The sequence below is a fragment of the Micromonospora sp. HK10 genome (assembly GCF_000982955.1).
Taxonomy (GTDB): Bacteria; Actinomycetota; Actinomycetes; order Mycobacteriales; family Micromonosporaceae; genus Micromonospora.
In genome coordinates, this window is the sequence record NZ_KQ058723.1 from 1 (window position 1) to 14,245 (window position 14,245).

Here is a 14,245-nt window from a genome sequence, read left to right on the forward strand (position 1 = left end):
GGACCGGCCGCCGGCGGCCCGGGCCGCGGTGCCGGCCGCCCAGCCGATGGCCGCGCCGGCCAGGGCGGCGGCGATCAGCAGCGTCCACGGCAGCGCCGGCCGCCGGCCGGCGAGCGCGTCGAAGGCGAGCGTGGCCCGGCGGCGGGCCTCCTCGGCGGCGGACCCGACCAGGTCGCTGGCGTCGTCGGCCAGGCCCGTGCCGTTGCGGCGGGCGGCGCGCGCGGCGTCCCGGACGCTGTCACCGGCGGACCCGACGGCGGAGACCAACTGCTCCCACGCCTGGTCCGCGATCCGCTCGGGCTTGCTCCGGCGGTCCAGCAGACTGCTTCCGAACATGGTGTACCTCCTCGGCTGCCGAAGTCCCGGGGGTCGGCGGGACGCCGGCGGGCATCGGGCGGGTGACGATTCGCTCCTTCCGGGCTGTGCCCACGCGGCAGCCGCGGCAAACCATCCGTGCCGGGCCGGCGGCCCCGCCTGGGTACGGGGCGGGAGGAACCACCCGAAACGCGCCGGGAAAACGTACGGGCCCCACGGGCGGGCGCCCGCTACCCTGGGTCGGCGGATCGGCCGGCCCGGTCGGTCGTTGAGAATTCAGAAAAGTTGTCGCAGGGAAATGAAGAGCCGTAGAGTCCGGATTGGGATGCCCAGGTGTGCCCAGTCCGCGAATTGCTCATCCCGAGGGGTGGCGACCGAGGCCATCGGAGGAATACTCTCGGTCGCGGCCCGCGTACTGATGAGGCGCCCGTACGGGCGAGTGGAGGTGCTCGCGTGAGCCTGTCGATCGTGAAGTCGGTTCTGTCGGGTGGTGTCATCCAGATCGCCCCGCGGGGCGAGATCGACGTCGACACCGCGTACGAGGTTCGGGAAGCGATCGCCGAGGTGCTCGCGAAGGGCCGTCCCAGCCGGATCGAGCTGAACATGCGGCTGGTCACCTTCATCGACTCGGTCGGCATCAGCGCGATGGTGGCCGGCTTCCAGACCGCCGAGGTCAGCGGCGTCAAGCTGGTGGTCACCGAGCCGAGCCGCTTCGTGCACCGGCAGCTCTGGGTGACCGGTCTGCTCGGTCTCTTCGGCGCTCCGGAGCCCTACTTCGCCGACAGCGGCTCCGAGGTGCTCCCCGGCGCCTGACCCGTCGCGTCCCGCGCCGACCGCCGGGGCCGCCCCACCGTTGCCAGCCCGGCCCGGGTACGGCACGATCGTGCCGACCGTCGACGGCGAGGGGGTCCGGCTTGCTCAGCAGCGACAGCTTCAGCTACACCGTGCAGGCCCGCTGCACCCGCGCGGAGGCCGTCGCCCTGCTCGGTGACCTGAGCCGGCAGGGCGAGCTGCATCCGCTGATCATCCGGGTCCGGGAGCTGCCGCCCCGCCCGGGCGCCCTGGCCAGCTACGCGATCACCGACCGGCTGGAACTGGGCCCGCTGCACTTCCCGGTGACCTACCAGGCGGACGTGCTGGTCGCCAACGAGGACGAGGTGGTGACGGTGGCCCGGCAGCAGCCGGCCACCACGGTGCGCAACCACACCCGGCTGCGGGACGAGCCCGACGGGGTGGTGCGCATCGACGTGGAGATCACCCTCTCCGCACCGGCCCCGCTCTTCGGGTACGCCTTCCGGCAGGCCCGGGCCGCGCACCTCGGCCTCGCCAGCCGGCTCGGCGCGACCCTGGAGGGCCGGGCCGGCTGACCCAGGCCTACCGCTCTCGGGCTCAGGCCCGCCGGTCTGCCATATGCTCGGCCGCCGGGCGCTGCGGCGCCGTCCGTCGGCTGGTGGGTGCGGCGGGCCGCAGCCGCCCCCACGGCTTGTAGGTGGAGAGCACGGTGGCGACGAGCAGCAGCGTGCTGGAGACGGCCGGCGGGACGACCAGGTCCACCCGCAGGTGCGGGGACGCCGCGCCGCCGAGCGCGCCGAGGTGCCGGATCCGCGGCGTCAGCAGCAGCAGGACCAACCCGAGCATGACCGTGGTGAGCACCAGCTTCACCAGCACCCAGCGCCAGCGCAGCAGGCCCCACGGGGTGAGCAGCGCGCTGGCCACGCCGATCAGCCAGACCGCCACGCTCAGCGGGGCGAACAGGTAGGTCACCAGCAGCCCGGCGGTCGGGTAGACCACGTCCGGGTCGGCCCCGCGCAGCCCGGCCACGCCCAGGGTGAGCAGCACCAGGTCCGTGCCGAGCCAGCCCAGCGCGGTGACCAGGTGCAGGGTGAGCAGGGCCTTGCGTCCGGTCGGGGAGAGTCGGGTCATGTCGCCGATGCTGCTCCGCGGCCGGCCCGTCGTCGTGGTCCGCCGGACGACACCCGGCGTACGTCCCGGGGCGTAGCGGGGGTCGCGCCGCCGGTGGCCCGCCGGGGGGGCGGACCACCGGCGGCGGCTCAGTAGACCGACAGGTGCACGTGGTTGGTGTGGTCGCTGGACGGGTCGCCGTTGCCCCCGCTGTACGCCTTCCACCCGCTGCTGGGCAGCCAGATCTGCCGGAACCAGATCACGTAGAGCACGGCCAAGGCGTCGGCGTTGCGGATGAAGTACGCGGCCAGGTTGTTGCCGTACGTCTTGTCGCCGCCGCTGGCCACCCCGCCGAAGCCGTCCTTCTGCGCGGCGAAGTCGCAGGCCCGGCCCTTGGGGTGTTCGCCCGAGCCGCCGCTGCGGTGACAGGAGACGTAGCGGGTGAACCCGGCCGCCTTGGCCTGCTGGAGGGCGTGCAGGGTGCGCGGGGTGATGCAGCCGTCGGCCGGCGTGGGGTCGTTCACGCTGCACGACTCGGACGGCCAGGAGCCGTCGGCGTTGCGGGGCGCCGGCTTGGCGTTGGTCCGGGAGGTGCCCTGCACGCTGCCGCCGTCGGACCGGGTCGCCGACCGGTTGGCGACCTCCAGCGCGTGCTCGGCCTGCTGCTTGCGCTTGGCCATCACCGCGACCTGCTTGCGCTGTTCCTGGATCTCGGCGGTCAGCGCGGCCTGGGTGTCGGTGGCCCGGTCCCGGGCGTCGAGCAGGTCGCGCAGCGCCCGGTCCTCGTGCGCGGCGACCTGCTGGAGCGCGGCGGCCCGGTCCAGGAAGCCTTCCGGGCTGCTGCTGCCGAGCAGCGCGGCCGCGGTGCCGAGCCGGCCGGTCCGGTACGCCACCCCGGCGATCTCGCCGACCTTGGCGTCCCGCACGTCCAGCTCCGCGCCGATGCCGGCGAGGTCGGCGGTGAGCTGCTTCTGCCGGCTCGTGGAGCGGTTCAGCGCGGCCCGCGCGTCCAGCCAGCCCTTGCTGGCGGCGTCGAGCTGGGCGCGCAGCGCCGGGGTGCCGCCCTCGTCGTCCCCGCCCGGAGCGGCGGCGAGCAGGCCGGTCGGGGCAGGGCCGGCGAGCCGGCCGGTGGGGGAGGTAGCCGACGCGGGGGAGGCCGGCACGGTCACGACGCCGAGGGCGAGCGTCGCGACGAGCAGGGCCGCCAACCGGGCGGCCGTCCGTCGTACAGGTGCCATGGATGGCATTCAGGTTCCTTCCGTCAACCGCCGACCGGGTTAGCTGACGGGTTCGGGACGGAAGATCCCTACCGCTGACGCGGATGCACCCCAGGTGCGTGGTTCCCCGGCTCGCCGCGTTCCGGCGATTAGGCGACGGCCACCGCGAGCGCCGGAGGGCGCCGCCCGGCGGCCGGGACCGAGCCTACCGGCGGTGCCCGGTCCTGGCCCGGTAGGCGGGCCGAGCAGTCAAGCATAAAGCCGGCATAAGCGAACAATAGCCACTCGGATTTAAGGTTGTCCTCATTACCACTCGACCGATCCGCAGGCGCCCGCCGACGCTCCGGGTTCGATCTGCAACGTGGCGTGATCGATCGAGAAGTCGTCGTGCAGCGCGGCCCGGGCCGCGGCCAGCACCTCGCCCACCTCGGCGCCGGGAGTCATGGTCAGGTGCGCGGAGGCCACCTCCATCCCGGAGGTGAGCGTCCAGACGTGCAGGTCGTGCACCTCGGCCACGCCGGGCACCGCGGCCAGCCGGTCGTGCACCGCAGTCACCTGGAGGTGCTCCGGGGCGGCCTGCACCAGGATGCGCAGCGCCGCCCGGCCGAGCCGCCAGGTGCGCGGCAGGATGAACAGGCCGATCGCCACGGCGACCACCGGGTCGGCCCACCACCAGTCGGTGATCGCGATGACCAGCGCGGCGCCGATCACGCCGAGCGAGCCGAGCAGGTCGCCGAGCACCTCCAGGTAGGCCCCGCGCAGGTTGATGCTCTCCTGGGCGCCGGCGCGCAGCAGGGCGAACGCCACGATGTTGGCGAGCAGGCCGAGCACCGCCACGGCGAGCATCGGCCCGGCGAGCACCTCCGGCGGCTCGCCGAACCGGCGTACCGCCTCGACCAGCACGTAGACGGCGACCGCGCCGAGCAGCACCGCGTTGGCCAGGGCGGCCAGCACCTCCAGCCGGTAGAGCCCGAAGGTGCGCTGCGGATCGGTCCCGGCCCGGCGGGTGGCGGTGATCGCGGCCAGCGCCATCCCGATGCCGAGCACGTCGGTGAACATGTGCCCGGCGTCGGAGAGCAGGGCCAGCGAGCCGGTGCCGAACGCGGCCACCGCCTCGACCAGCATCAGGGCGGTGAGCAGGCCGAACGCGGCCCACAGCCGGCCCCGATGGCGCTGCGCGGCGTTGGCCACCGTGCCGCTGTGGTCATGACCTGCGCCCACGCCCTTACCCTCTCGTCCCTCGGCCCGGCCCGACTCAATCTATGCTCACATCGCTATATGTGCAAGTGAACGCCCGGGCCCGGCCCGGACGGCGGACCGGCCGCGGTCAGGCAGCCGGCTCCAGCGTGGTGAGGCGCTGGGTGGCCCGGGAGAGCGCCACGTAGAGGGTCCGCACCCCCGACCCCGGGTCGGCGCGGATCTCGCCCGGCGCGACCAGCACCACCCCGTCGTACTCCATGCCCTTGGCCTGGAGGCTGGTCACCACCTGCAACCGGCCGCCGCCACCGAGCTCGTCCAGCCAGCCGGCCACCTCGTCCCGGCGCGGCACCGGCGTGATCACCCCGACGGTGCCCTCCACCTCGGCCAGCAGCTCCCGCGCCGCGGCCACGGTGGCCGCCGGCAGCCCCGCCGCCGGCACCACCCGCTCGACCGGCGCCACCCCGGTGGAGCGCACCGCGCTGGGCAGGGCCAGGTCCGGGTAGAGCCGGCGGATCTCCGCCGCCGCCACCGCGAAGATCTCCGCCGAGTTCCGGTAGTTCGTGGTCAGCTCGTAGCGGTACCGGCGGCGCCGGCCCAGCGCCTGGTCGCGGGCGCGGGTCAGCTCCTGCGGATCGCCGGTCCAGGCGGTCTGCGCCGGATCGCCCACCACGGTCCAGGAGGCCAGCCGGCCGCGCCGGCCGATCATCCGCCACTGCATCGGCGAGACGTCCTGTGACTCGTCGACCACCACGTGCGCGTAGTCGCGGTAGTCCTCCGGGCGCTCCCGGGCGGCGGCCCGGGCCGCCCGCTGCCGATCGGCGTGCGTGCTCAGCTCACGGACACCGCCGGCGAGCTGGAACGGGTCGCGCTGGGGCCGCCGCCGCTGCACCGGCTTGCCGAGCAGCGCGTCCAGCTCGTCCAGCAGCGCGACGTCGGCGATCGTCGGCCCCTCCCCGTCCAGGCTCCGGTACGCCTCGGCGAGCAACCCGAGCTCCGCCCCGGAGAGCACCCCGCCGGCATACCGGCGCAGCCGCTCGGGGTGGGCCAGCCAGCCGAGCACGTGCCGGGGATGCAGCCGGGGCCACCACGCCTTGAGGAACTCCCGGAACTCCGGCCGGTCGATGATCTCGTCCTCGAACGCGGGCTGCTCCGGCAGCCGGCCGATGCGCAGCGTGCGGGCCTGCGCGTAGAGGGCGGCCAGCACGGCGTCGAACCCGGCCCGGCGCACCTCGTTGCGGCGCGCCCCGCGGGGCAGCGCCCGGTCCCGGATGCCGTCCAGCTCGGCCCGCTCCAGCCGCAGCAGCTCGCCCCGGTAGAGCAGGCGCAACTCGGTGGGGGCGCCCGGCGCCGCGTCCCGGACGGCCCGCTCCAATACCCGGCGCATCCGCAGCGAGCCCTTCACCGCCGCCACCTCCGGCGGGTCGGTACGGGTCGCCGACACCCCCGGGAAGAGCGAGCCGAGCGAGTGCAGGGTGGCGGTCTCCTCGCCGAGCGAGGGCAGCACCGAGGCGATGTACTCGACGAACACGCTGGACGGGCCGACCACCAGGATGCCGCCGCCGGCGTACCGGGAGCGGTCGGCGTAGAGCAGGTACGCGGCCCGGTGCAGGGCTACCGCCGTCTTGCCGGTGCCCGGGCCGCCGGAGACGATCGTCACGCCGTTGCCGGGGGAGCGGATCGCCTCGTCCTGCTCCCGCTGGATGGTCGCCACGATGTCCCGCATGCCCCGGCCGGTGGCCCGGGACAGGGTGGCCAGCAGCGCGCCGTCGCCCACCACCGCCAGCTCCGGCGGCGCCGACTCCGGGTCCAGCAGGTCGTCCTCGATCCGGGTCACCTTCTCCGCCGACGACTGGATGGTGCGCCGGCGCACCACGCCCATCGGCTCCGCCGGGGTGGCCTGGTAGAAGGCCGCCGCCGCCGGGGCCCGCCAGTCCACCACCAGCGTCTCGGCGTTCTCGTCGCGCACCCCGAGCCGCCCCACGTGCAGCACCTGCCCGGTCCGCAGGTCCAGCCGGCCGAAGACCAGCCCTTCGTGCTCGGCGTCGAGCACGTACCGGCGCTGCGCCGCGTGGAAGACCATGGCGTCCCGCTCCACCAGGGCGCCGAAGTTGCCGACCCGGGCCAGCCGGTAGCCCTCCCGCTCGGCCTCGGCGGCCGCGCGCCGCAGCTCCGCGAGCCGGGCGTACACCCGGTCGAGATGCCGCTGTTCGACGGCGATCTCCTGTTCCAGGGTGGTCTGGTCGCTCAACGCGGGGGCTCCTGATGGTCACGGGGCGGGCACGGCGGGCTGAATGAGGGTACGGGGCGGCGGTAAGGCGCCCTGCCGGGGCCATGCCGTCGGGTGCTGTTCGACCCATCGCGCGACGGACGGTCGCGGGCCGGATCAGGCGGCCAACGGTCGCTGCGCCGGGCCGGGCGCCGCGGCCAGCACCCGGTCGAGGACGGCGGCGAGCGCGGCGTTGACCGCGTCGGGGCGCTCCATCATGAGCATGTGTCCGGCACCCGGGCAGACGGTCAGCTCGGTGCTGGGCAGCGCCGCGGCGATCGACTCGGCGCACGGCGGCGGGGTGAGCCGGTCCCGGTCGCCGACCAGTGCGGCGGCCGGCAGCCGGCCCAGCGCGGCCAGGGTCGCCAACCGGTGCTGGGCGCCGATCGAGGCGCGGAACCCGCCGATCGAGCGGAGCGAGGCATGCGCCACCGCCGAGGTGACCAGCCGGATGTCGGCCGGGTCGCAGCGGTCCCCGAAGAGCATCCAGCGGATGCTCGGGCGCAGCGCGCGGAGCAGGGCGCGCGGCGGACGCCAGGCGCCGCAGCGGGCCAGCACCCCGGCGCCGGTGGTCTCGGCCAGCCGGATCAGCCGGGCGATGCGCGGGGAGAGCCCGTACGCGGTGTGGGTGTGCCCCTCGGCGGTGGTGGAGACGAAGACCAACCCGGCCGTGCGGGCGGCGAAGTGCTCCGGGTGGCGGTGGGCGTACTCCATCACGGTCATCCCACCCATCGAGTGCCCCACCAGCACGATCCGCCCGGTGGGGGCCACCTGGTCGACCAGCGCGGCCAGGTCGTCGCCGAGCTGGGCCAGCGTCGCCGTCCGCAACGCCATGCAGCTGGAGCGGCCGTGGCCCCGGGCGTCGTAGGTCACCACCCGGACTCGGCCGGCGAACCGGGCCCGCAGCGCGGCGAGCTGCCGGTGCCAGCTGCGCCCGTCCAACGTCCAGCCGTGCAGCAGGATCGCGGTGACCTCGGCGTCGACCGGCCCGGTCGCCGCCACGTGCAGGCGTACGCCGTCGGGAAGCGGTACCTCCAGTTGCTGCCCCATCGCTGAACCTCCCCCGGGCGGCCGGTGTCCTGCGCACCGGGGTGACCCGGCGGTAACGACCGGCTACCCCCCATGACAACACGCCAACCGTGCGATGGAGAAGATTCCCGACCCGGCCCCGTCCGGCCGGATCGGCGACCACGCTGTAGGGCATGCCGCGCCCCACCCCGGCCGCCCGGAGTCCGCGGGCCGCCCTCGCCGAGCTGCTGGCCGGCAACCGCCGCTTCGCCAGCGGGCAGCCGGTGCACGGCCACGACGTCACCGCGGCGGCCGCCGTCGCCTCGGGCGACCAGCAGCCGTACGCCGTGGTGCTCGGCTGCATCGACTCCCGGGTGCCGTTGGAGGCGATCTTCGACCAGACGTTCGGCGCGATCTGCGTCATCCGCACCGGCGCGCACGTGCTCGACCGGGCGGTGCGCGGCTCGGTGGAGTTCGCCGTCGAGCAGCTCGGCGTGACGCTGGTGATGGTGCTCGGGCACGAGCGCTGCGGGGCGGTCGGCTCGGCGGTGCAGGCGCTGCGGACCGGGCGGCGTCCGGGCGGCGCGCTGGCGTACCTGGTCGACCGGATCGCCCCGGCCGTCGTCGAGGTCGGCGCCGACGGCCCGGCGGCGCAGTCGCTGGCGATCCGCCGGCACGTCCGCCGGACGGTGGCCGCGTTGCGCGCCGACCACCGGCTCGCCGGGCCGCTCGCGGCCGACACGGTGGCCGTGGTCGGCGCCCTCTACGACCTGTCCACCGGCGAGGTCACCCCGCTGACCGGGGACGGATAGCCGACGAACCGCCCGCCGGATGACCCGGCGGGCGGTTCGTGGGTGTCGCTGGTGCGGGGCCTCAGCCCTCGAAGACGCCGGCCTCGACGAGGCGCTTCTCGGTGGCGTCCCAGCCGTGCTCGGGGTGGACGGCCGCGAGGCTGTTGATCTCGGCGCGGACCTTGGCGGCGTGGCCGGCGGCGGCCAGCGTGCGGATCTCCTCGACGAAGGCCTCGGAGTCGGTACGCAGGTGCACGGTCTTGCCGTTGGTCAGGTTGCGCACGTAGGCGTGCTTGCCGCCGTTGAGCGGGATCAGGTACTTGAACTCGCCCAGCACGCTGAGGGCCCCACCCTGGCCAGCCTGGCCGGCCCGGACTGACGCGCGCGCGGTCTTAGAGGTGTTGCTCGCCACGGAGGTACTCCTTGCAGACGTACGGGAGGACGGAAAACGTCCGGGGGCTGGTGCGGACGGCGCCCGGGGTGAGCGTCAACCCGCGAAGATGTACGGCGGCACAGAACCGCCCAGAGAACTGTACACGACCTCGACGCCTGGCTGGTCGTCGCGCCGTCAGGGAGCACAACCAGGTCAGCCACCCGGCTATTTCCCGCCGTTGCCGGCGGCGAATTTTCCGATTCGCTGGCGCACCACCCGTCACAGCGTCATCATGTGTTACCAGAGGCCACTCGGGTGGACGAGGTCGTAGGGGAAGACGCACCTCGGCTCTCCGGGAGGTCACCGTGCCAACGCGTGGCGTCGTATACGTCCACTCGACCCCGCTCGCCGTGTGCTCGCACGTCGAGTGGGCGATCGCGCGCGTCCTCGCCGCGCCGGTCAACCTGCACTGGACGGCCCAGCCGGTCGATCCGGGTGCCCGGCGTGCCGAGTGCGGGTGGACCGGCAGCCCGGGGACGGGCGCCGAGCTGGCTGCTGCCCTCCGGCAGTGGCCCATGATCCGTTTCGAGGTGACCGAGGAGCCGAGCCCGGGCGTCGACGGCGAGCGGTTCATGTACGTGCCGGGGCGGGGGCTGTTCCGGGCCACCGTCGGCGCGGCCGGCGACATCCAGCTCGGCGAGGACCGGTTGCGCGCCATCATGACGTCCGCCCGTGCCCCCGAGGCCCTCGCGCACGCCCTGGACAAGGCGCTCGGCACCGCCTGGGACGCCGAGTTGGAGCCCTACCGGTACGCCGGCGACGGCGCCCCGGTGACCCTGCTCACCCGGGTGGGCTGACGGGGGACTCAGTTCCGCCGATACCGTGGGGTGATGTCGACTTCCCCTCGACGTGCCGCCGTCGCCTGCGCCGCCCTGACCGCCGTGCTCGTCACCGGGTGCGGCACCGGGCCGGACCGGCCGCGCCCGGCGCCCTCGTCGGGCCCCTCCTCGGCCGCGCCGACGCCCACCGGGGCGGATCCGGCGGCGGATCCGGCCGCCCGCGCGGCCGCCCTGGTCGGCACGCTCGCCGACGAGGACCTGGTCGGCCAGGTGCTGATGCCCTACGCCTACGGCAGCTCGGCGACCAAGGTCTCGCCCGGGTCGGCGGCCGGCAACCGGGCCCTGGCCGGCGTCGCCACCCCCGCCGAGATGGTGGCGAAATACCGCCTGGGTGGGCTGATCCTGGTCGGCTTCAGCGCCGACGACCCCACCTCCGGCAACCAGGCCACCACGAACGTGGAAAACCCGAAGCAGGTCCACGAGCTGACCGCCGGGCTGCGCGCGGCCGCCGGCCGGCTGCCCGCCGGCGCGGCGCCCTTCCTGATCGGCACCGACCAGGAGTACGGCGTGGTGACCCGGATCAGCGACGGGGTGACCCTGCTGCCGAGCCCGCTCGCGGCCGGCGCCGCCGGGCAACCGGCGCTGACCGAGGCCGCCTGGCGGGCGGCCGGCGCGGAACTGGCCGCCATGGGGATCAACCTGGACTTCGCCCCGGTCGCCGACGTGCTCGCCACCCGGAGCACGGTGATCGGCTCCCGCTCCTTCGGCGCCGACCCCGGCAACGCCTCCGCGCAGGTGGGGGGCGCGGTCCGTGGCCTGCAGGCGGCCGGGGTGGCGGCCAGCGTCAAGCACTTCCCCGGCCACGGGCTCACCGCCGCCGACTCGCACACCGAACTGCCCGTCGTCGCCCAGTCCCGCGCCGTGCTGGACAGCACCGCGTTCCCGCCGTTCCGCGCCGGCATCGACGCCGGCGCCATGGCCGTGATGTCCGCCCACCTGGACGTGCGGGCGGTCGACCCGGGCACCCCCGCCACCTTCTCCCACAAGCTGCTCACCGACGTGCTCCGCGGCCAGCTCGGCTTCCAGGGCGTGATCATCACCGACGGGATGAACATGGCCCCGGCCAAGCGCTGGTCGCCGGGGGAGGCCGCGGTGCGGGCGCTGAACGCCGGCAACGACCTCATCCTGATGACCCCGAACGTGGGCCAGGCATACGACGGGCTGCTGGCCGCGCTGCGGGACGGGTCGCTGCCCCGGACCCGGCTGGTCGACGCGGCCACCCGGGTGCTGACGATGAAGTTCAAGCTGGCCGACCGGCCCGCCCCCGCGCTGTCCACGCTGGGCAGCGCCGAACACCGTACCGCCGCCGCCGCCCTGGCCGCCGCGGCCGTCACCCAGCTGCGCGGCCGGTGCGGCGCCCCGATCGCCGGCCCGGTCACCGTCACCTCCTCCGCCGGCCGGGACCGCGCCCGAGCCGCGCTGGCCGAGGCGCTCACCGCCGCCGGGGTGCGGGTGGTGCCCGCCGGCGGGCGGGTGGTGCACCTCGTCGGGTACGGCGACAACGCGAAGGACCTGCGCGCCGGCGCGGCCGTGACGGTCGCCATGGACACCCCGTACGTGCTGGCCGGCGCGGACTCGCCGACGCTGCTGGCGACCTACTCGTCCGGCCAGGCGTCGATGACCGCGCTGGCCGCGGTGCTCGCCGGCAAGTCCCGCCCGGCCGGGCGCTCCCCGGTCGCGGTGACCGGCCTGCCGGCCACCGTCTGCGGCACCTGACCTGGGGACGGAGCCCGAGGACGGGCTGCGGCAACCGTCCCGACTGGTAGCGTCGGCCCCGTCCGCGCCGCAGCGAACCGGGGGGTCGAAGCGCCGTGACCGCAGCGCAGCCGGCACTCTCCGTGGTGGTGCCGATGTTCAACGAGGCGGCCGTCCTACCGCTGCTCGCCCAGCGCCTGCGGGGCGTCCTCGACGGGCTCGGCGAGGCGTACGAGGTGGTGGCCGTCGACGACGGCAGCACCGACGGGACCGCCGCCGGGCTGGCCGCGCTGCGGACCGGCTGGCCCGAGCTGCGGGTGCTGCGGCTGCGCCGCAACAGTGGCCACCAGGCCGCCCTGCACGCCGGGCTGCTCCGGGCCCGCGGCGGATACGTGGTCAGCATCGACGCCGACCTCCAGGACCCGCCCGAGGTGATCGTCGAGATGCTCCGCCGGGCCCGCGCCGACGGGCTCGACGTGGTCTACGGCGTCCGGGCCGACCGCAGCCGGGACACCTGGTTCAAACGGTGGACCGCGGCCGGCTACTACCGGGCCGTCCGCCGGCTGGTCGGCGAGCAGGTGCCCGCGCAGGCCGGTGACTTCCGGCTGCTCAGCGCGGCGGCCGTGGCGGCGCTGCGGGACCTGCCCGAACGCAACCCGGTGCTCCGGCTGGTGGTGCCGTGGCTCGGCTTCCCCAGCGGCGAGGTCGCCTACGAGCGGCAGGAGCGGGCCGCCGGCCGCACCAAGTACCCGCTGTCCCGGATGGCCGGGCTGGCCGTGGAGAGCGTCACCAGCTTCTCGGCCGCCCCGCTGCGGCTCGCCACCTGGCTGGGGCTGCTCGGGGTCGCGGTCTGCGGGGTGCTGGTGGTGGTGGCGCTGCTGGCCTGGTCCACCGGCGCCACGGTGACCGGCTGGCCGTCGCTCTACGTCGCGGTGCTCTTCCTCGGCGCGGTGCAGCTGCTCTGCCTCGGCCTGCTCGGCGAGTACGTGGCCCGGATCTACACCGCCGTGCAGCGCCGCCCGCCGTACGCGGTGGCCAGCGACAGCGCGGTCGGCGTGCCGGCCCACCCGGACGCCGCCGAGCTGGCCGACAGCCTGCGGTGACCGCGCTCGCGCCCGCCGGTCCGGCCCCCGCCGCCGTCGCGCCGGGCCACCGGCACCGGCTGCGCCGCTACGCCCCGGCCGCCTCCGGTTACCTCGCCGTCGCGGCCGTCCTGCTCGCCGCCGGCACCCCGGTCGTCGCGCTGGCCCGTTGGACGGCGTACGCGCTGCTGGCCGTCCTGCTGCCCGGGACGCTGGTCTTCCGGGCGCTGCGCCGCCGGGCGTACACCCTGGTCGAGGACCTGGCCCTGGGCGCGGCCGTCGGCCTGGTGCTGGAGCTGGCCGCGTGGGCCGTCTGCACCGGCCTCGGCGTGCCGGGCTGGCTGCGGCTGTGGCCGCTGGCCGTGGTGGTGCCGTTCGTGGCCGTACGCCGGCTGCGCCGGCACTGGCGGGCCCGGTACGCCACCACCGTGCCCACCGGCTGGGCCTGGTCGCTGGCCGGGGTGATCGCCGGGTTCACCGGCTACCTGTACGCCTCGTTCCTCGCGGTGACCCCGGTGCTGCCCACCGACGAGGGGCAGGCGCAGTACATCGACCTGGCCTTCCAGCTCTCCCTCGCCGGGGCCGCCACCCACCAGGTGCCGCCGGACGTGCCGCAGGCCGCCGGGGAGCCGCTGCACTACCACTGGTTCGGCTTCGCCCACCTGGCCGCGACCAGCCTGATCAGCGGCGTCGACCTGCCCACGGTCTTCTTCCGCCTCGGGGTGCCCGCGCTGTGCGCCCTGGCCGCCGTGCTCGTCGCCGTGGTGGGCTGGCGGATCAGCGGCCGGCCGTACGCCGGGGTGGTGGCCGCCGCGCTGCTGTTCACGATCGGGGAGTTCGGCTTCGAGAACGGGTGGCGGCAGCTCTTCGGCACCCAGGCCACCTTCATCGTCTGGGGCAGCCCGTCGATGACGTACAGCTGGGTGCTGCTGTTGCCGCTGGTCGCCGCGCTCGGCGAACTGGTCGGCCGGGCCCGCGGGGTGGCCGTGCCCGCCCTCGGCCGGGGCGCGTGGGTGCTGGTGGTGCTCTTCCTGGCCGCGTCGACCGGCGCGAAGGCCAGCTCGCTGCCGGTGGTGCTGGCCGCGCTGGGGTTCACCGCGGCGGTCACCCTGGTGCGGCGCCGCCGGCTGCCCCGGGCCGTGCTGGTCGCCGCCGGGCTGGCGCTGGCCGCCCAGCTCTTCGCCACCGCGGTGCTCTTCGCCTTCACCAGCCACGGGGTGACCGTCGACCCGTTCTCCGGGCTGCGCCCGTACCTGCCGGCCGGACGCTCGGCCGGGTTCACCGCGCTGGTCGGGGTGGGGGTGTTCGTGGCGTTCCTGCTCAGCCTCCAGCTCCGGCTGGCCGGGATGGTGGCCCTGCTGCGGGTGCGCCGCGGGCGGCTGGCGCCGGTGCAGCTGTTCCTGCTCGGCGGCGCGCTCGCCGGCCCGGCCGGCTACCTGCTGCTCGGTCATCCGGGCAGCAGCAACCAGTACTTCACCCGCACCGGGTTCGCCTTCG

The 14,245-nt window shown here is 75.3% G+C and carries 14 protein-coding genes and 1 riboswitch; of the genes, 7 read left to right on the plus strand and 7 right to left on the minus strand.

What is annotated here, in order from left to right; translation table 11 throughout:
• Window positions 1–336, minus strand: a 336-nt coding sequence (locus tag LQ51_RS07260) for a hypothetical protein (protein WP_046563922.1), incomplete at its 3' end; no start/stop codon positions are given.
• 432 nt (window positions 337–768) lie between these two features.
• Here LQ51_RS07260 and LQ51_RS07265 point away from each other — a divergent pair.
• Together LQ51_RS07265 and LQ51_RS07270 are read left to right on the plus strand one after the other, a co-directional pair.
• The gene (locus LQ51_RS07265; protein WP_046563910.1) at window positions 769–1,128 is read left to right on the plus strand and encodes an STAS domain-containing protein; all 360 of its coding nucleotides are present in this window, start codon (window positions 769–771) and stop codon (window positions 1,126–1,128) included.
• A 101-nt stretch (window positions 1,129–1,229) separates the two neighbouring features.
• Window positions 1,230–1,682, plus strand: a complete 453-nt coding sequence (locus LQ51_RS07270; RefSeq protein ID WP_046563911.1) for an SRPBCC family protein — start codon at window positions 1,230–1,232, stop codon at window positions 1,680–1,682.
• Between the two features lie 22 nt (window positions 1,683–1,704).
• Here the strand turns inward: LQ51_RS07270 and LQ51_RS07275 are convergent, their stop codons facing one another.
• The 5 genes from LQ51_RS07275 to LQ51_RS07295 form a co-directional block, all read right to left on the minus strand.
• Window positions 1,705–2,238, minus strand: a complete 534-nt coding sequence (locus LQ51_RS07275; protein ID WP_046563912.1) for a hypothetical protein — start codon at window positions 2,236–2,238, stop codon at window positions 1,705–1,707.
• A 128-nt stretch (window positions 2,239–2,366) separates the two neighbouring features.
• The gene (locus tag LQ51_RS07280) at window positions 2,367–3,455 is read right to left on the minus strand and encodes a coiled-coil domain-containing protein (protein WP_197087553.1); all 1,089 of its coding nucleotides are present in this window, start codon (window positions 3,453–3,455) and stop codon (window positions 2,367–2,369) included.
• A 12-nt stretch (window positions 3,456–3,467) separates the two neighbouring features.
• A riboswitch (cyclic di-AMP (ydaO/yuaA leader) is annotated at window positions 3,468–3,600 on the minus strand.
• A gap of 140 nt (window positions 3,601–3,740) precedes the next feature.
• Entirely contained in the window at window positions 3,741–4,655 is a 915-nt protein-coding gene (locus LQ51_RS07285; RefSeq protein WP_046563914.1) for a cation diffusion facilitator family transporter, read from the minus strand.
• Window positions 4,656–4,761: 106 nt separating this feature from the next.
• Window positions 4,762–6,882 carry a HelD family protein gene (locus tag LQ51_RS07290; protein WP_046563915.1) on the minus strand — a complete coding sequence of 707 codons (2,121 nt, stop codon included), beginning with the start codon at window positions 6,880–6,882 and terminating at the stop codon, window positions 4,762–4,764.
• A gap of 135 nt (window positions 6,883–7,017) precedes the next feature.
• Window positions 7,018–7,950 (minus strand): alpha/beta fold hydrolase, encoded by a 933-nt coding sequence (locus tag LQ51_RS07295; protein WP_046563916.1) that lies wholly within the window; start codon window positions 7,948–7,950, stop codon window positions 7,018–7,020.
• A 152-nt stretch (window positions 7,951–8,102) separates the two neighbouring features.
• Between LQ51_RS07295 and LQ51_RS07300 the strand changes: the two genes are divergently transcribed.
• A complete protein-coding gene (locus LQ51_RS07300) occupies window positions 8,103–8,720 on the plus strand; it encodes a carbonic anhydrase (RefSeq protein ID WP_046563917.1) in 618 nt (205 codons plus the stop codon).
• Between the two features lie 61 nt (window positions 8,721–8,781).
• Here the strand turns inward: LQ51_RS07300 and LQ51_RS07305 are convergent, their stop codons facing one another.
• A complete protein-coding gene (locus tag LQ51_RS07305; RefSeq protein ID WP_046563918.1) occupies window positions 8,782–9,111 on the minus strand; it encodes a hypothetical protein in 330 nt (109 codons plus the stop codon).
• Window positions 9,112–9,437: 326 nt separating this feature from the next.
• Between LQ51_RS07305 and LQ51_RS07310 the strand changes: the two genes are divergently transcribed.
• From LQ51_RS07310 to LQ51_RS07325, 4 genes are all read left to right on the plus strand, one after another.
• The gene (locus tag LQ51_RS07310) at window positions 9,438–9,929 is read left to right on the plus strand and encodes a DUF3145 domain-containing protein (RefSeq protein WP_046563919.1); all 492 of its coding nucleotides are present in this window, start codon (window positions 9,438–9,440) and stop codon (window positions 9,927–9,929) included.
• Window positions 9,930–9,962: 33 nt separating this feature from the next.
• On the plus strand, window positions 9,963–11,687 hold the full coding sequence (locus tag LQ51_RS07315; RefSeq protein WP_046563920.1) for a glycoside hydrolase family 3 protein: 1,725 nt from the start codon (window positions 9,963–9,965) through the stop codon (window positions 11,685–11,687).
• A 95-nt stretch (window positions 11,688–11,782) separates the two neighbouring features.
• Complete coding sequence (locus LQ51_RS07320) at window positions 11,783–12,769, plus strand: glycosyltransferase family 2 protein (protein ID WP_255352212.1); 987 nt, start codon at window positions 11,783–11,785, stop codon at window positions 12,767–12,769.
• The coding region (locus LQ51_RS07325; RefSeq protein ID WP_197087554.1) for a hypothetical protein at window positions 12,766–14,245 on the plus strand (1,480 nt) is incomplete at its 3' end. The genes LQ51_RS07320 and LQ51_RS07325, both read left to right, overlap by 4 nt.

Excerpts from the sequence above, each read along its gene's own strand:
- LQ51_RS07275 (WP_046563912.1), bottom strand. The coding sequence starts at position 2,238 with ATGACCCGACTCTCCCCGACCGGACGCAAGGCCCTGCTCACCCTGCAC.
- LQ51_RS07280 (WP_197087553.1), bottom strand. The coding sequence starts at position 3,455 with ATGGCACCTGTACGACGGACGGCCGCCCGGTTGGCGGCCCTGCTCGTC.
- LQ51_RS07295 (WP_046563916.1), bottom strand. The coding sequence starts at position 7,950 with ATGGGGCAGCAACTGGAGGTACCGCTTCCCGACGGCGTACGCCTGCAC.
- LQ51_RS07300 (WP_046563917.1), top strand. The coding sequence starts at position 8,103 with ATGCCGCGCCCCACCCCGGCCGCCCGGAGTCCGCGGGCCGCCCTCGCC.
- LQ51_RS07315 (WP_046563920.1), top strand. The coding sequence starts at position 9,963 with ATGTCGACTTCCCCTCGACGTGCCGCCGTCGCCTGCGCCGCCCTGACC.